The sequence below is a fragment of the Oecophyllibacter saccharovorans genome (assembly GCF_006542375.1).
GTDB lineage: Bacteria > Pseudomonadota > Alphaproteobacteria > Acetobacterales > Acetobacteraceae > Oecophyllibacter > Oecophyllibacter saccharovorans.
The window spans coordinates 1,165,634-1,185,703 of record NZ_CP038143.1 but is presented as its reverse complement, the minus strand read 5'-3'; the positions used below and the strand labels follow the sequence as shown (position 1 = coordinate 1,185,703).

The following is a 20,070-nucleotide window of genomic DNA, read 5'->3' as shown; positions in this document are numbered from 1 at the left end:
AAGGAATACGCACCATGCTGTCTTCCAACCTTGAACAGACTCTGCAGCGTGCCCTGGCGCTTGCCGCGGGGCACCAGCATGAATTCATCACTCTTGAGCATCTCCTGCTCGCCCTGTGCGACGACCGTGATGCCCTGGCCATCATGTCCGCCTGTCACGTTGACGTGGCGCGGCTGGGCCGTGACCTGACGCATTTCGTCGAGGACGATCTGGCCACCCTGCGCCTTCCCGACCGCGAGGATCCGCCCCAGCCGACCTCCGCCTTCCAGCGCGTGATCCAGCGGGCGGCGATTCACATCCAGAGCACCGGTCAGAGCACCATGAACGGCGCCAATGTGCTGGTGGCCCTTTTCGCCGAGCGTGAAAGCCATGCCGTTCACTTTCTGGAACAGGCCGGCCTGACGCGCGTGGATGCGATCCACGCGCTCTCCAATGGCCAGCCGGGCAGCGCGCGACGCAGCTCCGGGTCCCGCAGGCCGGGTGGCGAGCGCAGCGAAGGCGAGACCGAAAACGGCAAAGCTTCTGAAAACAACGGGCCGCTCGAGCTGTACTGCACCGATCTCAATGCCCGCGCCAAAGAGGACAAGGTCGACCCCCTGATCGGGCGTGAGGCGGAAGTGGAACGCGTGGTGCAGATCCTGTGCCGCCGCACCAAGAACAACCCCATGCTTGTAGGCGAGCCGGGTGTTGGCAAAACCGCCATCGCTGAAGGGCTGGCGCGCCGTATCGTCATGGGTAAAGTGCCTGAAGTGCTGCAGAAATCCACGCTTTACAGCCTGGACCTAGGCAGCCTGCTTGCGGGCACGCGCTACCGCGGCGATCTTGAGGAGCGTCTGAAAGCTGTCCTGGCAGCTCTGGAAAAACAGCCTGGCGCCCTGCTATTCATTGACGAGATCCACATGCTCGTGGGCGCCGGCGCCACGACGGGCGGGGCGATGGATACCGCCAATCTTCTCAAACCCGCCCTGGCTGCCGGCAAGCTACGCTGCATCGGGGCGACCACCTATCAGGAATACCGCCAGCATTTCGAAAAGGATGCGGCGCTGACCCGCCGGTTCCAGAAGGTGGATGTGGCGGAACCTTCAGTGGAGGATACCATCCGCATCCTCCAGGGCCTCAAGACGCGTTATGAGAAGCACCACGGCATCCGCTATACCGGGCCTGCCCTGAAGGGCGCGGTAGAGCTGGCGGCCCGCCACATCCATGACCGCCGCCTGCCCGACAAGGCGATTGACGTGATCGACGAAGCGGGAGCAGCACGGCATCTCGTGCCGGCAAGCCGCCGCAAGAGCACGGTCACCCTGCGGGATGTGGAAGCGGTGGTGGCCAAGATCGCCCAGATCCCGCCCCGTCACGTCTCCAATGACGACCGCGAAGCGCTCAGGGAACTGCCTGAACATCTGCGGCAGGCGGTTTACGGCCAGGAAAGTGCCATTACCGCGCTCTCGAGTGCCATTCACCTGTCGCGTGCAGGCTTGCGGGAAGTGGAAAAACCCATCGGCAGCTATCTCTTCTCCGGCCCCACCGGGGTGGGCAAGACGGAAGCAGCGCGCCAGCTGGCCAAGACCCTGGGCGTGAAGCTCCTGCGTTTCGACATGTCGGAATATATGGAGCCGCATTCCATCTCCCGGCTGATCGGCACGCCCCCTGGCTATGTGGGCTTCGAGCAGGGCGGGCTGCTTACCGATGCGGTGGACCAGAACCCGCATGCCGTCCTGCTGCTTGACGAGATCGAGAAGGCGCATCCGGCGCTGTTCAACATCCTCCTGCAGGTGATGGACCATGGCAAGCTGACCGACCACAACGGCAAGACGGTCGATTTCCGTAATGTGCTGCTGATCATGACCACCAATGCAGGAGCTGCCGACATGTCGCGCGAGGCCATCGGCTTCGCCCGTTCCAGCCGGGAGGGAGAGGATGAAGAGGCCATCAAGCGCCTGTTCAGCCCGGAATTCCGCAACCGTCTGGACGCGGTCATTCCCTTCGCCCCACTGGCGCCTGAAACGGTGCGGCGCATTGTGGACAAGTTCGTCGCCCAGCTCGAGACCCTGCTGGCTGCCAAAAACGTCACCCTGGAGCTGACGCCGGATGCACGCGACTGGCTGGCTGAAAACGGGTATGACCGCCAGCAGGGCGGCCGACCGCTGGGACGCCTGATCCAGGAGCGGATCAAGAAGCCCCTGGCTGAAGACCTTCTGTTCGGCGCGCTTGCCAAGGGCGGAAGCGTTACGGCCCGGGTGGAAAACGGTGAGCTCGTGCTTGACCGGAAAGCGCTCGAACCTGCTGAAACGCCCTGAAACCCTGAACTGAAAAGAAAAAGGCCCTCTTCGGTTGGAGAGGGCCTTTTTTACAGCGGGTCGGTTCCAGCGCGTCAGCTTCTTACTGATATCGCTGCCCGTTCACCACCACAAACCCTGCCCACGGCCAGGAACGGCTGGTACCGTAATGGGTCCAGTCGATCCCCTGCTGGTGGGCATTGTCATAGTAATATCTGCCTTCCACCTCGATCTGGTCGCCCGGCCTGACCCAGGGCCAGGCAGGCGCCTGCATCTCATCAAGATTGGCCACGATGCGGATGGGGGCGGTGTTGCCGAGATTGACCAGGAAATAGCCGTGCCAGCCGCTGCGGCTGCGCCGGGCCCGGAAAACCTTCATCACAACCCCGCAGATATGCTCCGGCTTGTCCATATGCCTGTGCTCGCGCCCTTCTGTACGCTCGGTCGTGAAAAAGCTCCAGACCGAGCTGTCGGTCTGGGCTGAAAAACTCTCACGGTCCTTGAGGAACTGCGCATTGTCGCATTGGGCCGGCATGGTGGCACCCGCCGGGTAGCCCGCACTCTGAGCACCCCCTTCCCTCTGGCTGTTCTCATAAGACCTTTCATGACGGGGCAATGCATCGTTCAGGTCGTAAGCCGGGCGGTCATTGGTCCAGCCGCGGTCACGGGCGTGCCACTCCCATGCCTGCGCGGAGTGGGCGGCCCCGCCCAGAAGCAGAAAACATCCCGCCAGAAAGGCCACGCCCCGCTTCATCGCAGCCCGTCTGGCCCGGGTACAGCTGCGCCCACGAGAAGGGCTTTGGAAGAAAAGCGGGAAACGATTATCGGTCATGGCAGTCACATGATCCTCTGGAAGACTGAAACCGGAATGAGAAAGACGCACGAAACGGGCTGTCTGTAAGGGGTCTGAGCGCGCTCTACCCTTAAGCTCTTCCATCTTTCCCTGTTCAGCGACCCTGTTTAGCAGCTGGGAAAAAGAGTAGGCTCGGGCAGGACCTCGGTCATTTGTCAGGAGAGTAGCCCCATGACGCAGAAGATGCATCCACTTTCCGAGCTCAGCCTGAAACTGGAAAGCTGGTTGCAGAGCTGGCTTGGGGTCCGTCCCCATCGCCTGCCAGGCGCCGCACGTTCGGGTGCGCGTGAACCAGCCGCTTCTGCTGGCCCGACCTACGTGGACCCAAACCCCCATTTTGAAATTCTTGCTCTGGGAAGTCGCAGCGGCATCATCGACGGCAATCTGAGTGCCTATATGATCCGCCCCCTCAACCGCAATGAAGCCGTGCTGTGCGATGCCGGAACCGTCGGCAACGGCCTGAAGCTGGCCCAGGCCAGCGGCGCCCTGGACGATATTCCTCTGCCACCGGACCCGGACTCCCCCCTGGACCTGGCCGGACGGGTCCTGACTGAAACCATACGTGCCTATTGCATCAGCCATGCCCATCTCGATCATGTGGCAGGCCTGGTGCTCACGTCGCCTGACGACACGCCCAAGCCCATCTACCTGCTCCCCCAGACGCGCAAGCTGATTGCCGAGAATCTCTTCAACAACGAGATCTGGGGCAACATGGGCAATATGGGTGCCCGGCCGGCCCTGGGGAAATACACCTACCGCGACATGACCCCAGGCGAGGTGCAGGAAATTCCCCATACCAGCTTCCGCCTTCAGGCCTGGCCCCTCAGCCACGGCAACCTCACCTCCACGGCCTTTCTTCTCGACAGCGACGGCCAGAAGCTGCTGTATCTGGGAGACACGCAGCATGATCAGGCTGGCGGGGAACACCAACTCCTCACGCTCTGGCACCATGTCGCCCCGACTATTCGCGCCAGGCGCCTGCACGGCCTCATGATCGAGACCACTTACCCCAACAGCCAGCCCGTCACCCAGCTGCGCGCCCATCTGACACCGCGACTGCTGCTGGCCAGCCTGCACCAGCTGGCTGACATCTGCGGCGGGGAACGGCCCCTTGAAGGGCTCAATGTCATCTGCACGCATGTTAAGGAAACCTTCGCACGCGATGCCCATCCTGTTGAGACGATTGAGAAGGAACTCAATGAGGGAAATGACCTCGGCGTGCATTTTCTGATGGCCCGGCAAGGTGAACGCTATCTCGTCTGATCGACGCCTCCTCCGTTTTTTTCTGCGCACAAGCCCTGCAAGAACCTTGGCAGAGCCTGCCACGCCCCGGAATCCCCATCTGCCACGCCGCGTTCTGTTGGGCAGTGCCCTGGGAAGCCTGGGGCTCTGGCCCCTTTCAGGCCGGGGGCAGCAAGCGCGTTATCCGGCGCCTGGAAACGGGTCTCCCACTCTGCCCTTCCGGCTGGAGATGACGCCCCATAACCGCGAGCTCGTGCAGAGCCTGCTGGACCTGCCGGAAAAATCCGGCACCCGGCGCCGGCTTGAAACCATAAGTGCAGCACTGCTCGGCACACCTTATGGCGCGAACGGGCTGGGGGGCGGGCCAGGCAGGCCAGAAGTCCTTACAGTCGATCTGACACGGGTGGATTGTCTCTCCTACCTCGAATACGTCACGGCGCTTACCTTTGCACAAGACATGCAGAGCTTTCTGCATTGGCTGGTGCAGATCCGCTATTTCAATGAAATTGTTTCCTGGCCGACGCGGCGGCATTTTTTCAGTGACTGGCTGCATCCTGCCCCGCGCCTCGCTGACAGCGTGAGCCGGCACCTGAGCCCTGACTGCCATTCCACCATCAAGGCTCTCAACAGACGCGAGAACGGCACGCTCTGGCTTGCGGACGTGCCGGTCTTCCTGCAGCAGGTGGACTGGCTGCCCGTTTCGGCCCTGACCCCGAATGTGCTGGGAGAGCTCAAAACCGGTGACCTGTTGGGAAGTTACACGCCGCAGGCCGGGCTGGATGTCACCCATACCGGTTTTGCGATCGTTACGGAAAAAGGCGTCCTGTTCCGCAACGCCTCTTCCCTTCCTGCCCATCGCTGCGTGAGCGATACCCCGCTGGACGCTTACATGCACATGAGAAAACGCTTCGGCCTCGTCGTCCTGCGCCTGCGCCAGCTGACGGACTGAATTTCCAGGCCGGCAAAACAAAAGCGCTGCCTCCCGGCTCAGGAGAGGCAGCGCTTCCATATTCAGGCAGGCTCCCCGCACGAGGCGGGGAAATCTCGAACGCCTTATTTGGCTGTGAAGGTCAGGCCCTTGTCATTGGCTGAGATATGCACGGTCTGACCATCCTTGATGGAACCGTCCAGCAGCTTCTGAGACAGGGGGTTCTGCACTTCGCGCTGGATGACGCGCTTGAGCGGGCGGGCACCGTAGATCGGATCGTAACCGGTGGTGGAGATCCATTCCTCGGCAAACTTGTCCAGGGCGATCTCGATATTGCGCTCGGACAGCAGCTGGCGCAGGCGCTTGAGCTGAATGTCGACGATACGGCTCATGTGCTCGCGCTGCAGACGGGAGAACAGGATGACCTCATCCAGACGGTTGAGGAATTCAGGGCGGAAATGCGCCCGCACCACTTCCATCACCTGTTCTTCGACTTCCTGAGGCTTAGCCCCATCGGGTTGGTTGGCCAGATACTGCGAGCCCAGGTTGCTGGTCAGGATGATGATGGTATTGCGGAAGTCCACGACCCGGCCCTGGCCATCAGTCAGACGGCCATCATCAAGCACCTGCAGAAGGATGTTGAACACGTCCTCATGGGCTTTCTCGACTTCGTCAAACAGGATGACCTGATAAGGACGACGACGCACGGCTTCGGTCAGCACGCCCCCTTCCTCATAACCCACATAGCCCGGAGGCGCGCCGATCAGGCGGGCGACCGCATGCTTCTCCATGAACTCGCTCATGTCGATGCGGACCATGGCGTGATCATCATCGAAGATGAAGGCGGCGAGAGACTTGGCAAGCTCGGTCTTGCCGACGCCGGTCGGGCCCAGGAAGAGAAAGGAGCCAAGCGGACGGTCGGGATCCTGCACGCCGGCGCGCGAACGGCGGACGGCATTGGCAACAGCCACCAGTGCCACATCCTGGCCGACGACGCGCTCGCGCAGCTTCTCTTCCATGTTCAGAAGCTTCTCGCGCTCGCCTTCCATCATCTTGTCGACCGGCACGCCCGTCATGCGGGAGACGACAGCCGCAATCCCCTGATCGGTGACGGTGTCGATATACAGGCCGGATTTCTCAGCCAGATCCGCCTCAGCATTCTGAGCGTCGGCAATCTCCTTCTCGAGCTTCGGCATCTTGCTGTACACCAGCTCGGACGCTTTCTGCAGATTGCCTTCGCGCTGGGCAATCTCAGCTTCGGAACGCGTGCGGTCCAGCTCTTCCTTGAGCTTCTGCACCTTGCCGAGCCGGTCCTTTTCGGCCTGCCAGGTGGCCGTCATCGCATCGGCCTTTTCCTGGAGGTCGGCAATCTCCTGCTCCAGCTTCTTCAGACGCTCCTTGGAAGCATCATCCTCTTCCTTGCGCATTGCCTCGCGCTCGATCTTCAGCTGGATCAGGCGGCGGTCCAGCTCATCAAGTTCTTCAGGCTTGCTGTCCATCTGCATGCGCACGCGGCTGGCGGCCTCATCGATCAGATCGATGGCTTTGTCAGGCAGGAAGCGGTCGGTGATGTAGCGGTTGGAGAGCGTGGTCGCGGCGATAATGGCCGCATCCGTGATGCGCACCCCGTGGTGGAGCTCATATTTCTCCTTGATGCCGCGCAGGATCGAGATGGTATCGATCACACTGGGCTCATCCACGTAAACCGGCTGGAAACGACGCACGAGGGCGGCGTCCTTTTCGATGTATTTGCGGTATTCATCCAGCGTCGTGGCACCGATGCAGTGCAGCACGCCACGGGCCAGCTCCGGCTTGAGCAGGTTGGCCGCATCCATGGCACCGTCCGTCTTGCCGGCCCCGACCAGGGTGTGCATCTCGTCGATGAAGAGAATGATCTCGCCGTCAGCGCTTTCGATCTCCTGCAGAACGGCTTTCAAGCGCTCCTCGAATTCACCGCGGTATTTGGCGCCGGCAACCAGCGCACCCATGTCAAGAGCGAGCAGCTTCTGGTTCTTCAGCGCCTCGGGCACGTCGCCATTGACGATACGCAGCGCTAGCCCTTCCACAATGGCCGTCTTGCCCACGCCCGGCTCACCGATCAGCACGGGGTTGTTCTTGGTGCGGCGCGCCAGGATCTGCATGGTGCGGCGCACTTCCTCGTCACGCCCGATGACGGGGTCGAGATTGCCGGCACGCGCGATGGCGGTCACGTCGCGGGCATATTTTTTCAGAGCGTCGAAATTGTTTTCAGCGTTGGCGGAATCCACTTTACGTCCCTTGCGCATTTTGGCCACGGCAGCTTCAAGCGCCTGCGGCGTTGCACCGCCTTCGCGCAGGGCCTGCCCGGCAGGAGTCTGGCTGGCAGCCAGAGCGATCAGAAGCTGGTCCTGGGCGACGTAGCTGTCGCCAGCCTTCTGGGCCAGCTGCTCGGCACTGTCGAGAACACGCACGAAATCCGGGGTTGCCTGGGGCTGGCTCGCCCCGCTTCCCTGCACTTTCGGCAGCTTGGCCAGAGCTTCATCATCGAGACGCAGCACCACTTCAGGATTGCCGCCTGCCGCACGGATCAGGCTGGCGGCTGCCCCCTGATCGTCATCCAGCATGGCTTTGAGGAGATGCTCAGGGGTCAGCTGCTGGTTGTAATCACGCAGGGCGATCGTTTGCGCGGCCTGAATGAAGCCCTGGCAACGCTCCGTAAATTTCTGGATATCCATCTCTTTTCCTTAGTGCGAGTGCATTCCGGTCTGATCCTCACCCGATCTGTGGCAAAGCGGCCGGAGGACAGCCCTCCGAGGTCAGACATCCGGGGTCGTATTCCTGCCTTACTATCTGACCATACGCCCCGGTTTTTCAACCCTTCATCGCGCGAAACTGCCTTTCCGCAGCCACATGCCTGCAAAAAAGATTTCCAGGTGAATTTTCAGGGGCGTACAGACATATTCAGGCTGGCATATTCAGGCTGGGTTCAAAACCTGTCTTTGCCAGCACAGGAAGAAGCCTGAATCCGGCGCGGCGCCTTCAGGCTTCACCGACCTGCTGGCCGAGGGCTGCAGGCGTGAGGCCGATCGACAGCAGCGCCTGCTCCCATTTGCGGCTCTGATCCGTACCGAAAAGCAGGTTCTCGGTAGCAGGGGCGATGAACCACGCATTGCCGTGGAGGATTTCCTCCTCGAGCTGCCCGGGCGCCCAGGCGGCATGGCCCAGGAACATCGCCGCTTTCTCCGGACCGCCCCCTTTGGCCAGGGCCTTCAGGATCTCGATGCTGGCGCTGACCTCGGCCATCGGAGCGCCGCCTGCAGCCTCCGTCTTGGCTGTTTCAGCTTTCTTTTCATCCTCCTGATCGTCTTCTCCTTCCGACCAGTCCGCACTGTGGAGGACAAAGCCCCGTCCCGGCTCAACCGGACCTCCCATGCCCAGGCGGAAGCGGCGCTTAGGAGGGTTGGGGGTGATCTCGAGCTGGCGCAGCAGCTCTGTCAGCTCCGTGTAGGGCAGTTTACGGTTTAGAACCAATCCCATCGCCCCTGTCTCCGGCGAATGGCTGCACAGATAGATCACCGTCTGACCGAACCCGGATTCAGCCAGTACTGGGCTGGCCACGAGAAGGCGCCCGGTCAGATCTTGATGGGGAGAGATAAAAGAGGCTTTCATATCTGAAAGGATGGGGTGCTGTGCCACGCTCTGACAAGGCCGCGCCGCTGCTTTTCGTGAAGTTTTCTGCAACGGGCTACAGAGCGAGGTACAGGATGAACGTCCCGACACAGAAGCCAGACGGTGCCGGCAGAACCGTGTTCGTCACCGGGGCCAGCGCAGGCTTCGGCCAGGCCATTGCCCGGCGACTGCTTGGAGAGGGCTGCAGGGTCATCGGCAGCGCACGCCGGTATGAACGGCTGACTGATTTCCACCAGGGGCTGCCGCCTGGACTGCGCGGCAATTTCCTGCCTCTCCAGCTTGACATGACGGACATTGAAGCCTTGCGCGCCCTGCCCGGCAGCCTGCCTGCCGACTGGCAGCAGATAGACGTTCTCATCAACAATGCAGGCCTGGCGCTGGGGGTCAGTCCGGCACAGGACTGCAATCCGAATGACTGGGACCGCATGATCGCCACCAATGTGACCGGCCTGGTGGAACTGACACGCGCCCTGCTGCCGGGCATGAAGGCGCGCAACCGGGGCTATCTCATGGCCATCGGCAGCACGGCGGGGATCTATCCCTATCAGGGCGGCAATGTCTATGGCGCCACCAAGGCCTTCGTGGCGCAATTCATGGCCAATCTGCGCACGGACCTGCTCGGCAGCCGCCTGCGGGTCACCACGCTGGAGCCCGGGCTGTGCGGGGGCACGGAATTCAGCGACGTGCGGCTTGGGGACCCTGACAAGGCCCGGCAGGTTTACGCAGGTACCCAGCCTCTCACAGCCACTGACATTGCTGAAACCGTCTCCTGGCTTCTCAGCCTGCCGGAGCACGTCAATGTCAACCGCATCGAAATGATGCCGACCTGCCAGGCGCCTGGCGGCCTAGCGGTCGCGCGGGATGTCTGAGGTTCAAAGCGCCATAAACATCTGCACAAACATAAGGGGCCGCCTTCCATGGAAGGCGGCCCCTTCATGCTGACCGGCCCAAGAGACTCGCTCCTGGCTGCTCCAGCCTCAGCTGCGGCGACGGCTGGATTTCTCGCCTGTTCTCAAACCACCCGGCGCACGACGGGGCGCAGGCTCGCGCTTGGGAGAGCGGGGGGGGAAAGGCTTGCGGCCGGCACGGGGAGCGAACCCCCCTTTCGGCGCGGAAGCGGGTGAGATCTTGGGCTCATCAGCATCTGCCCCGGCGCGGCAGGAATCAAAGCGCGCCACCTTGTCTTCAGCGACCTGAAACAGGGAATAGGTGGGGAAAATGCGGATGCTGCCGATATCGCGCTTCTGGATCCCCCCGATGCGGCAGATGAGCGGGATGAGCCATTTCGGATCAGCCTTTCCCTCACGCCCCACATCGATGCGGTACCAGGCGCCCTTCATCGTGCTGTAATCGGCAGGCGCACCCCGCTGGGCATCAGCGGCGACAGGCCGGACATCTTCCACCTGCGGCAGGCGCTCGCGGTACAGGCGCACCAGCGCATTGGCAAGCTGGGCAGCTGTGTAATGATCCGTCAGCTCACGCACCAGCTCATCAGGCTCGGCAATATCCTCAGGCGCCTCGGTGGGTGCCAGCGTGTTTTCCACCGTGCCGGGTTCAGACGTTTCCGTGCTGTGATGCTCAGCAGCTTCCCCCTCTGCCGGGACAGGGGTTTCAGTTTCGGCTGCAGGGGCATGGTCAGCAGTCTGTTCGGAAGGGGCATTTTCAGCCGTCATGTCCGCAGGCTGGTGCTCAACAGCCGCCCCTTCAGAAGCCACTGGTGCGGCCGGAGCAGAGACGGCTTCCTCCGTGGCAGGCGCGGTGCTCTGTGCAGCCGGTTGGGAAAGCAGCGGGCTGTCGAGCAGGTGGCGGGCATCCTGCGCGTAGATCTGGGCAGCAGTGGGCACCGGCTCCCATTCCGCCTTGATGCGGGCCTGGGCCAGCAGGCGTTCGGCGCGGCGGCGCTGATTGAAAGGCACCATGAGCACGCAGGTGCCCTTGCGGCCTGCACGCCCCGTGCGGCCCGAGCGGTGCAGCAGGGCTTCGACAGAGGTCGGAACGCTGGCGTGGATGACCAGCCCCAGGGCCGGCACGTCAATGCCGCGAGCGGCCACGTCGGTCGCCACGCAGACATGGGCCAGGCCTGAACGCAGGCTCTCGATGGCGCGCGTCCGCTCGTTCTGTCCCATCTCGCCGGAAATCGCCACCGAAGCGAAACCGCGTTCCTGCAGGGCCTTCTGCACTTCACCGACCATTTGGCGCGTGTTGCAAAAAACCATGGCCGTGGGCGCATTGTAGTAACGCAGCACGTTGACCAGCGAAGGCACCATCTCATGAGGCGGCGTTACGACGGCGCGATAGGAAATGTCGGAGTGCTGCTTCTGGCCGCTGGAGACGTCAATACGCTCGGCGTCTTTCTGGAACTTGCGGGCCAAGGCCGCAATTTCACGCGCGATGGTGGCCGAGAACAGCAGGGTGCGGCGGTCGGCAGGCGCGGCGTCGAGCAGCTTCTCCAGCTCTTCGCGGAAGCCCATGTCGAGCATTTCATCGGCTTCGTCGAGAATGACCACGCGCACTTTGGAGAGATCAAGCTGCTTGCGGTCGAGATGGTCGCAAAGCCGGCCGGGCGTTCCGGCCACGATATGCGCGCCGCGCTCCAGCATTCGCGCCTCGCGACGGGCATCCGTGCCGCCAATGCACAGGGCGATCACTGCACCGGTTTCCGCATACAGCCACTGCAGCTCGTTGCGCACCTGGCCCGCCAGCTCACGCGTCGGCGCGATGACCAGCACTTCAGGGGCTGCCGGCGCGCCGAGGCGGTCCTTGTCGCCCAGCAGGGTCGGGGCAGCAGCCAGACCGAAAGCCACGGTCTTTCCCGACCCGGTCTGAGCCGAGACCAGGAGGTCTTTCTTCTCGAGGTCCGGCTTGAGGACAGCAGCCTGGACAGGGGTGGGATTTTCATACCCCTTGGCCTGAAGGGCACGGGTCAGGGCTGGATGAGTATCGGGAAAAGGCATGTTTTTTGACCAATCGGCTTGCACGCGCTGCCACACAGAAACGCGGCAGCCTTTAGGAGATATGGTTCAATCTAGCTGTCTCTCACGCTCAACGCCACTAAATAACCTTTTTTCCACATCTGCCCGCCCCTGCCAGAGACTATTCCCCAAGCAGAAGCGCGGTTTCAGGCCGTCTCAGCTCGCCTGGGGCTTGCGGCCGATGACGGCATGCACCGTATCCTGCCAGCCGGGCAGGTCTTCAGGCGGCGTCACTTCACCGGTGTCCAGCTCGCCCAGTCCTGCGGAATTCATCAGCGCGCTTGCAAGGCGCACGCGGTCAGCCGGCTCCAGGGCCTGCCAGATCGCCGTCGCCTTGGCGGGGAAAAAACGGTCATTAAACGTAAGGATGAGCGGTGCACCCGGCTTGAGAACGCGCACCACCTCCTTGAGAACCGCTTCCGGCTGGGTCAGATAAGGCAGACCGTTGCACAGCAGCACCCCGTCAAAGCTGTTTTCCGAAAAGGGCAGGCTGGGCTGGGCGTTGAGATCCACGATCGCCCGCCCGTTGAGCGCCTTGTTCTCATCCATCAGCTTGTTGCACACATCAAGCCCGATGAATTCCTGAAACGTCGCATCCTCCGGCAGGTGGCTGTCTGGGCCGCACATGAGATCAAGCGTGCGCCCGCCCACGGGCAGGCTGGTCCGGTAGAGAGCGGTGATGGCGGTTCGCGCCCCGAGATCGAGGAGGGTTTCAGGATTGTGCTGGGCGAAGAACTGGGCGTCCGGTTCGCTGCTGGCCTGGGTGAAGGCTTTTTCATGAAGGCCCTTCAGGGTCATGGACGGAAGCTCCTGGAAACAGAGTGATGGCAGAACGGGGATCAGGACCACGGCCCGGACAGAATGCCGGACCGCGCACAGGCGCCATTGATGGCGTGGCTGGATGCGGTCTTTCAACCCCTTTATAAGGCACGACATGAGCTTTGCCTTCACCAAAATGCACGGACTCGGCAACGATTTCGTCATCATCGATTTCCGTGCAGAGGCCCAGGGCGGCAACAGCAGCGCCCCGTCCTCCCTGACCCCGCGCCAGATCGCAGCCCTGTGCGACCGCCGCACCGGCATCGGCTGTGACCAGCTGGTGACCCTTGCAGCGCCAAGCAGGCCAGGAGCGGATGTGCAGGTCAGGTTCTCCAATCCTGACGGCTCAGAAGCAGGCGCCTGCGGCAATGCCTCGCGCTGTGTCGCTGCCCTGCTGGGAGGCAGCCCGACCCTGCAGACACAACACGGCCTGCTGCCCACCACCTGCCTGCCCGGCGGAGAGATACGCGTCCAGATGGGAAGGCCCCTGACAGCCTGGCAGGACGTGCCGCTTTCGGAACCCTGTGACACGCGCGCCTTGCCGCTCAACGCGCCGCGCGCAACGGACCATGTGAAAGAGGGAGAAAAACTGGACGGAGCGGCCTGTTCGATGGGCAACCCGCACGCCACGCTTTTCCACGTCATTGAGGACGCAGCCCTTCTGGGGCCCATGCTTGAAAAAGACCCCCTCTTTCCCGAACGCGCCAATATCGGCTTTGCCGAAATCCTCTCGCCACGCCATATGCGCCTGCGCGTCTGGGAACGGGGAGCGGGGCTGACGCCCGCCTGCGGCTCGGGCGCCTGTGCTGCGGTTGTGAATGCCGTGCGCCGTGGCCTGGTGGAGCGGCACTGCAGGGTGGAGATGGAACTCGGCAGCCTGGAGATCACCTGGCACGAGGGGACGGACGGGCAGAGCGGCACGGTGGAAATGACCGGACCGGCGGTGAAAGTCTTCAGCGGCACTTTTGATCCCGCTGCCACCTCCTGGTCAGGACAGCGAGGGCCAGGGCTGTGAGCAGCGGTGAGGACAATATTTCTGACAAAGACGAAACGGTTTCCCTGCTGACATTCGGCTGCCGGCTCAACGCGCATGAAAGCGATGCCATGGGCCATTACGCCCGACTGGCACGCCGCGAGGGGGCTGACGCGCCTCCGACCATCATCGTCAACACCTGCACCGTCACCGCGGAAGCCGAGCGGCAGGCGCGCCAGGCCATCCGCCGGGCCCACCGCCAGAATCCCCAGGCGCGCATCATCGTGACAGGCTGCGCCTCAGAACGCGCGCCCGATTCCTGGCGCGCCCTGCCAGGCGTCAGCCAGGTGGTGGCCAACGGCACCAAGCTCAACCCGGCAAGCTGGGGCGTGGAGGCAGGGGCCGCTCCCGGCCTGCCGCCCTCACGCCACACGCGTGCGCTGCTGCAGGTGCAGCAGGGCTGCGACCACCGCTGCACTTTCTGCATCATCCCCTTCGGGCGCGGGGCAGCACGCAGCCTGCCGCAAGACGAAATTATCACCCGCGCCCGCGCCCTGGCTGAAGCCGGCCATGTCGAGCTCGTCCTGACCGGGGTGGACATCGCCTCCTGGCAGGAAAGCGGCCGGTCGCTGGGCGCGCTCTGCCAGACGCTGCTGGACAGCGTTCCCGACATCGCCAGGCTGCGCCTCTCCTCCATCGATCCCACCCTGCTTGATATCCACATCGGCGACCGGGCACTCTGGCAGCTTCTGGCTGAAGAACCGCGCTTCATGCCGCACCTGCACCTTTCCCTGCAGGCCGGGGCAGACCTTATTCTCAAGCGCATGAAGCGCCGGCACCTGACGGAAAATGTCCGCAAGCTGGTGCAGCAAGTCCGCAGGCTGAGGCCCGATACCGGCTTCGGCGCTGACCTGATCGCGGGCTTTCCCACCGAAACCGACGCGCTGTTTGAAGAAGGCTACCGGTTCATTGAAGAACTCGGCCTGCCGTTTCTGCACGTCTTTCCCTACAGCGAGCGCCCCGGCACGCCAGCTGCGCGCATGCCGGCCCTTCCTCGCGCCCTGCGCCAGGAACGTGCCGCCAGGCTACGCCAGCTGGGCTACACCAATCGCGATGCTTTCCTCGCCCGCTTTGTCGGCCGCGAAACCGAAGTGCTGATGGAAACGCCGACCAGGGGCCACACGCCCGAGTTCGCCGCCTTTGAGCTTGATGCCCTCTCTCCCGAGCGCCCCGGTATCCCGGCAGGCCTGCAGCCGGAAAAGCTCCATCGCTTCCGCGTCACCCGGGTTGCAGACGGGAAACTTCACGGCGTGCCTCTCAGCCTTCGCCCCGGAGATCCGCACCCTTGACGTCTCCGGGGCCCGGCGACATCTCTTGAGCCATGGCAGGATTTTTCTCACGACTCAAAGAGGGCCTCTCGCGGTCCAACGCCCAGCTCAGCGCCCTGTTCTCCAAGCGCCTTCTTGATGACGCGACCCTGGAGGAACTGGAAGATGAGCTGATTGCCGCCGATCTCGGCCCCAGCGTGGCGGAACGCATCATCTCCAGGTTCCGCGACACCAGTTTCGGCCAGCAGGTGACGGGCGAGGAGATCCGCAACACGCTGGCCACTGAAGTCGCCAAAGTGCTGCAGCCTGTGGCCGTGCCCTTCACCCCCGATCCGGGCAGAAAGCCGCATGTGGTGCTGGTGGTCGGCGTCAACGGGACCGGCAAGACCACCACCATCGGCAAGATGGCCCATCTCTACCGTGAGGAAGGCAAGTCGGTCATGATGGTGGCCGGAGACACCTTTCGCGCGGCAGCGGTGGAGCAGCTGCAGGTCTGGGGCGAGCGGGCCGGTGCTGAAGTCATTGCCGGCAAGCCGGGTGCCGATGCGGCCGGCCTGGCCTATGACGGCCTCAAACGCGCCACGGAAAAGCAGACGGACATCCTGCTGGTTGATACGGCCGGACGCCTGCACAACAAGAGCGCGCTGATGGAAGAGCTGGCCAAGATCATCCGCGTCATGAAGAAATTCGACCCCGACGCCCCCCACAGCGTCCTGCTGGTGCTGGACGCCACGACCGGCCAGAACGCCATTGAGCAGGTGCGCGTTTTCCGGGAGCTCGTCGATGTCACGGGGCTGGTGGTGACCAAGCTGGACGGCTCGGCGCGCGGCGGCATTGTCGTGGCCCTGGCCGAGCAGTTCAAACTGCCCGTGCACCTGGTGGGCGTCGGGGAAAAGGCGGAAGACCTGCGTCCCTTCTCAGCTGAAGACTACGCACGCGGGCTGGTCGGTTCCACGCTTGGAGAGCCAGAAGAGTAGGCTCTGAAGCGCTTTATCCCGGCACTTGCAGGACACGCGTCTCACCGCCTTCTCAGCGGGCGACGAAAGGATCCTGCATCAGGATCGTGTCGTCACGTTCCGGGCTGGTAGAAAGCAGGGTCACGGGTGCGCCGGTCAGCTCTTCGATGCGGCGCACATACTTGACGGCATTGGCCGGCAGTTCAGCCCAGCTGCGCGCGCCTGCGGTCGTTTCCGACCAACCGGGCATTTTCTCCAGGACCGGTTTCACCCGCGCCTGCGCCCCCGGCGCGGAGGGAAAGCTGTCCAGGCGCTTGCCGTCCAGCTCATAACCGACGCAGATCGCCACTTCCTCCATGCCGTCAAGCACGTCCAGCTTGGTCAGGGCCAGGCCGGTCACCCCGCCGACCCGCACCGCGCGCCTGACCATGACCGCGTCAAACCAGCCACAGCGGCGCGGACGCCCTGTCACAGTGCCGAATTCATGACCGCGTTCACCAAGACCGCGGCCGACATCATCAAACAGCTCTGAAGGAAAAGGCCCTTCGCCCACCCGGGTGGTATAGGCCTTGGCGATGCCCAGGACGAAACCGATGGCTTTGGGCCCCATGCCGCTGCCGCTGGCCGCCGTGGCCGCAACTGTGTTGGAACTGGTAACGAACGGGTAGGTCCCGTGATCGACGTCCAGCATCACCGCCTGCGCCCCTTCGAAAAGGATGCGCTCGCCCTTGCGCCCGGCCTCATCAAGGTCGTCCCAGACCGGGCGGGCGTAAGGCAGCAGGCGCGGCGTGATGGCGGCCAGCCAGTCCAGGAGTTCCTGCTTGGTGTAGGTCGGCGCGCCGAGGCCTTTCAGCAGGGTATTGTGATGCAGCAGAAGCTCGTCAAGCTTCCAGTCCAGCGTTTCCGGCTCGGCCAGGTCACACAGGCGGATGGCGCGGCGTGCCACCTTGTCTTCATAAGCGGGGCCGATGCCGCGGCCGGTGGTGCCGATCTTGTGGCTGCCACGCGCTTTTTCACGCGCCCGGTCCAGCGCACCGTGAAAGGGCAGGATCAGGGGCGCGGTTTCAGAGACAGCCAGGGTCTCGGGCGTCACTTTCAGGCCCTGCGCCGAGACGCGGTCGATCTCGGCCAGAAGGGCTTCGGGGTCCACCACCACGCCATTGCCGATCACGCCGCGCTTGCCACGCACCAGGCCTGAAGGCAGCAGCGACAGCTTGTAGACCTGATCGCCCACCACGAGCGTATGGCCGGCATTGTGGCCGCCCTGAAAACGGACCACCACATCAGCCCGGCTGGCCAGCCAGTCGACGATCTTGCCTTTGCCTTCATCGCCCCACTGGGTGCCGATCACGGTTACGTTGGACATCTGTTCTGCACTCTCCACACGAAATGCCCGCCTTGCCATTCTGGCGCGGCTTGCTCAAAAAACTCGTTTCCCACTTGTCCTTTACAGGACCTGAACCTTTCCGTTCTGCCATACGTGACTGCAGCACAGCTTGCGGGCCAGTGTGCGCATCGCTTCCGGCAGGCTCTCCCCGCCAGGGCTTTCGGGCGCTGCCAGGGCGGACACGGTGGCATAACCGGCCTCATGCAAAGCCTGCCGGCTTGCCTGGGGCAGGGTTTCAGGCACAAGGCAGCGCGGGCGCGGCACCGGCAGGCGTGCCACCCGCAGCAGCGCCTGAGGACGCAGGGTCAGCCCGCAGGCAGGCTCATTGCCGGCCAGGTAACGCCCGCCGCGCCCCAGCTCTTCACGCGAGCGGGTGGAAAACACCGTCATGCAGATGCCTGTATGATAGCGCCACCCCCTGAAATCAGCCGGATCGACCGTCAGCTTCAGCCCAGGCACCCTTTTTCCGATCGCCTCGATACTGGCGCGCAGACGCTGCACATGACCGGCAAGCGCCTCTGGCAGGTCGAGCTGTTCCAGCTTCTCCAGCGCGCTGTCGGCATTGCCTGCAGCCTGCATCAGAGCCAGGAAAAGACCTGCCTGCGCACCGGCATGTTGCGCAACAGCTGCCGCATCGCGGCGGTCCAGCGCATTGACCAGCGGCACGCGCTGGGCTGCAGGCACTTCCTCAAGCAGCGCCCAGACCAGAGCTGGGATGGAAAGATCAAAGGAGATCCCGTCAATTCCCAGGAAATCCAGCGCTTCCGCTCCCACGGCCACAACTTCCGCATCTGCCGCCGGCAGGTCGGGACCGATGAGCTCCAGGCCTACCTGAGGCACCTGACGGTCCGTTTCACGCCCGGCCGTGCCGACCTGCACGCAGTCGCCAGAATAGGACAGGCGCAGGGGGCGCGGCTGGTCGCTGAGCCGCACTGAAGCCATGCGGGCGATCTGCGTGGTCATGTCAGGCCGCAGGGCCATCATGCGGTGGGAAGCAGGATCGAGCAGCCGAAAGCTCTGCTCTGCCAGCGCCTCACCGGCTCCGCTCAGCAGGCTGCTTTCATATTCCAGCAGGGGCGGTCGCACCCGTTCGTAGCCATGACGGGCGAAAATCTCCATCACGCCTGCAATGCCGGCCGCCTCCGCTTCCGCCTCTCCTGGCAGGAGATCCACAAAGCCCATGGGCAACAGGGCCGGGCTGGGCCGGTCGGTCAGCGGATTCATGCGCCTGGCTCCTTCAGTTCAGGCAGGACGTCAGTTGCAAAGGCCCTGCGCGTCTGCGCATAGGCCCAGTCGAGCCAGGGCAGCAGGGCTGCGATATCTGCTGCCTCCACCGTGGCCCCGCCCCAGATCCGCAGTCCGGGCGGGGCGTCACGATGGGCTGCCAGATCATAACCGGCCTGCTCAGCGGCCAGAAGACCGGTGAAATGCCTGACAGCCCCGGCCTGGTCCGCCCTGCTGAGCGCTTCAAACCATGGCGCTGTGAATTTTAGGCAGATCGAGGTGCAGGAACGCTGGGCAGGCGTTTCACACAGAAAGCTTATCCACTCCCGCTGCGCCACCCATTGCGCGACAAGCGCCAGGTTTTTGCGCGCGCGCTGCCTGAGGGCGGGCAGGCCCCCGATGCGCTCAGCCCAGCGCAGACCGTCAAGCGCATCCTCGACGCACAGCATGGAAGGCGTGTTGATGGTATCACCGGCGAAAATGCCCTCGATCATCCTGCCGCCTTTCGTCAGGCGGAAGATCTTGGGCAGGGGTCGCGCCGCCCCTTCCTCCAGTCGCGCCGCAGCGCGCGGGCTCAGCGCCACCATACCATGCGCCGCTTCACCGCCCAGCGCCTTCTGCCATGACCAGGTCACCGCATCGAGGCGTTCCCAGGGGAGATCCATGGCAAAGGCGGCAGAGGTGGCATCGCAGATCACCAGGCCCCCGTGATGGGCGGGAATACTGTCAGGCCCCGGCAGGCAGACGCCTGATGTGGTGCCGTTCCAGGTCACCACCACATCATGGTTCCAGTTCACCTGCGTGAGATCGGGCAGCTGGCCGTAAGGCGCGCTCAGGGTCCGGACCTCTTCCAGCCCCAGGGCTTCACTGACATCCTGGGCCCAGGAGGCGGAGAAACTCTCAAAAGCCAGCACGTCCATGGAACGTCTGGAAGATTTCGGCTTCAGATCTGTTGCGTTTCCTGGGGCTTCAGACGGGCGGCTGTGTTCTTGGCCGGCCAGCGCCCAGAGCAGCATTTCAACCGCCCCGGTATCGGAAGCAGGCACGATGCCCACGCGCCAGTCCTGCGGGATGCCCAGCAGGTCTCTGGAGCGCGTGATCACTTCCTGAAGCCGTTGCCGCCCCTCAGGCGAGCGATGCGACCGCCCTACCAGCGCTGAGGCTAGAACCTCCGCGCTCCAGCCGGGCCGCTTGACGCAGGGACCGGAGGAAAAATAAGGGCGTGCCGGCCGGAGGGCAGGCTTGGGGAAAGACATGGGGAAGAAGAGATCCGCCAATGAAAGCAGGGGTCCTGCGCTGCGCGCAAGGTGTTTCGGATATTTTCTCTCAGATAGAGAGGCCCGCAGTGACGTTCCCTGTGGTGACACGCCCCCTATCGGACGTCAAGCTGGGCTGGACGCCAAGCAAAGGAGAGTCCGATCGGGCATGGCGGCTTCCCAACGT

15 protein-coding genes are annotated in these 20,070 nt (G+C 63.4%); 7 read left to right on the top strand and 8 right to left on the bottom strand.

Annotated elements, in window-relative coordinates; translation table 11 throughout:
• Window positions 1-14 precede the first annotated feature (14 nt).
• The gene (gene clpA, locus E3E11_RS05135) at window positions 15-2,297 is read left to right on the top strand and encodes an ATP-dependent Clp protease ATP-binding subunit ClpA (protein ID WP_141451458.1); all 2,283 of its coding nucleotides are present in this window, start codon (window positions 15-17) and stop codon (window positions 2,295-2,297) included.
• 82 nt (window positions 2,298-2,379) lie between these two features.
• Here clpA and E3E11_RS08570 read toward each other — a convergent pair whose 3' ends face one another.
• The gene (locus E3E11_RS08570) at window positions 2,380-3,108 is read right to left on the bottom strand and encodes a hypothetical protein (RefSeq protein ID WP_231118835.1); all 729 of its coding nucleotides are present in this window, start codon (window positions 3,106-3,108) and stop codon (window positions 2,380-2,382) included.
• Between the two features lie 192 nt (window positions 3,109-3,300).
• Between E3E11_RS08570 and E3E11_RS05125 the strand changes: the two genes are divergently transcribed.
• Entirely contained in the window at window positions 3,301-4,392 is a 1,092-nt protein-coding gene (locus tag E3E11_RS05125) for an MBL fold metallo-hydrolase (RefSeq protein ID WP_141451457.1), read from the top strand.
• A gap of 46 nt (window positions 4,393-4,438) precedes the next feature.
• Window positions 4,439-5,320: an N-acetylmuramoyl-L-alanine amidase-like domain-containing protein gene (locus E3E11_RS05120; RefSeq protein WP_141451456.1), complete on the top strand. Its 882-nt coding sequence runs from the start codon at window positions 4,439-4,441 to the stop codon at window positions 5,318-5,320.
• Between the two features lie 104 nt (window positions 5,321-5,424).
• Here the strand turns inward: E3E11_RS05120 and clpB are convergent, their stop codons facing one another.
• Together clpB and E3E11_RS05110 are read right to left on the bottom strand one after the other, a co-directional pair.
• Window positions 5,425-8,013, bottom strand: coding sequence for an ATP-dependent chaperone ClpB (gene clpB, locus E3E11_RS05115; RefSeq protein WP_141451455.1), 2,589 nt, complete (start codon window positions 8,011-8,013; stop codon window positions 5,425-5,427).
• Window positions 8,014-8,317: 304 nt separating this feature from the next.
• Window positions 8,318-8,896, bottom strand: coding sequence for a YqgE/AlgH family protein (locus E3E11_RS05110; protein WP_407938669.1), 579 nt, complete (start codon window positions 8,894-8,896; stop codon window positions 8,318-8,320).
• Between the two features lie 146 nt (window positions 8,897-9,042).
• On the opposite strand from E3E11_RS05110, the gene E3E11_RS05105 reads away from it, so the two are divergent.
• On the top strand, window positions 9,043-9,837 hold the full coding sequence (locus E3E11_RS05105; protein WP_141451453.1) for an SDR family NAD(P)-dependent oxidoreductase: 795 nt from the start codon (window positions 9,043-9,045) through the stop codon (window positions 9,835-9,837).
• Window positions 9,838-9,945: 108 nt separating this feature from the next.
• On the opposite strand, the gene E3E11_RS05100 is transcribed toward E3E11_RS05105, so the two are convergent.
• A complete protein-coding gene (locus E3E11_RS05100; protein WP_141451452.1) occupies window positions 9,946-11,922 on the bottom strand; it encodes a DEAD/DEAH box helicase in 1,977 nt (658 codons plus the stop codon).
• A gap of 174 nt (window positions 11,923-12,096) precedes the next feature.
• A complete protein-coding gene (locus tag E3E11_RS05095) occupies window positions 12,097-12,738 on the bottom strand; it encodes a class I SAM-dependent methyltransferase (protein WP_141451451.1) in 642 nt (213 codons plus the stop codon).
• 136 nt (window positions 12,739-12,874) lie between these two features.
• On the opposite strand from E3E11_RS05095, the gene dapF reads away from it, so the two are divergent.
• The 3 genes from dapF to ftsY all read left to right on the top strand — a co-directional run bounded on the left by dapF (window position 12,875) and on the right by ftsY (window position 16,037).
• Window positions 12,875-13,774, top strand: a complete 900-nt coding sequence (gene dapF / locus E3E11_RS05090) for a diaminopimelate epimerase (RefSeq protein ID WP_141451450.1) — start codon at window positions 12,875-12,877, stop codon at window positions 13,772-13,774.
• Between the two features lie 89 nt (window positions 13,775-13,863).
• Window positions 13,864-15,081 carry a MiaB/RimO family radical SAM methylthiotransferase gene (locus E3E11_RS05085; RefSeq protein ID WP_231119033.1) on the top strand — a complete coding sequence of 406 codons (1,218 nt, stop codon included), beginning with the start codon at window positions 13,864-13,866 and terminating at the stop codon, window positions 15,079-15,081.
• 32 nt (window positions 15,082-15,113) lie between these two features.
• Window positions 15,114-16,037, top strand: coding sequence for a signal recognition particle-docking protein FtsY (gene ftsY, locus E3E11_RS05080; RefSeq protein WP_141451449.1), 924 nt, complete (start codon window positions 15,114-15,116; stop codon window positions 16,035-16,037).
• Between the two features lie 52 nt (window positions 16,038-16,089).
• On the opposite strand, the gene E3E11_RS05075 is transcribed toward ftsY, so the two are convergent.
• From E3E11_RS05075 to E3E11_RS05065, 3 genes are all read right to left on the bottom strand, one after another.
• On the bottom strand, window positions 16,090-17,382 hold the full coding sequence (locus tag E3E11_RS05075; RefSeq protein ID WP_141451448.1) for an adenylosuccinate synthase: 1,293 nt from the start codon (window positions 17,380-17,382) through the stop codon (window positions 16,090-16,092).
• Between the two features lie 81 nt (window positions 17,383-17,463).
• The gene (locus E3E11_RS05070; RefSeq protein WP_141451447.1) at window positions 17,464-18,627 is read right to left on the bottom strand and encodes an ATP phosphoribosyltransferase regulatory subunit; all 1,164 of its coding nucleotides are present in this window, start codon (window positions 18,625-18,627) and stop codon (window positions 17,464-17,466) included.
• The gene (locus E3E11_RS05065; RefSeq protein ID WP_141451446.1) at window positions 18,624-19,883 is read right to left on the bottom strand and encodes a phosphoserine transaminase; all 1,260 of its coding nucleotides are present in this window, start codon (window positions 19,881-19,883) and stop codon (window positions 18,624-18,626) included. The genes E3E11_RS05070 and E3E11_RS05065 overlap by 4 nt, the downstream gene beginning before the upstream one ends.
• Window positions 19,884-20,070: the final 187 nt, after the last annotated feature.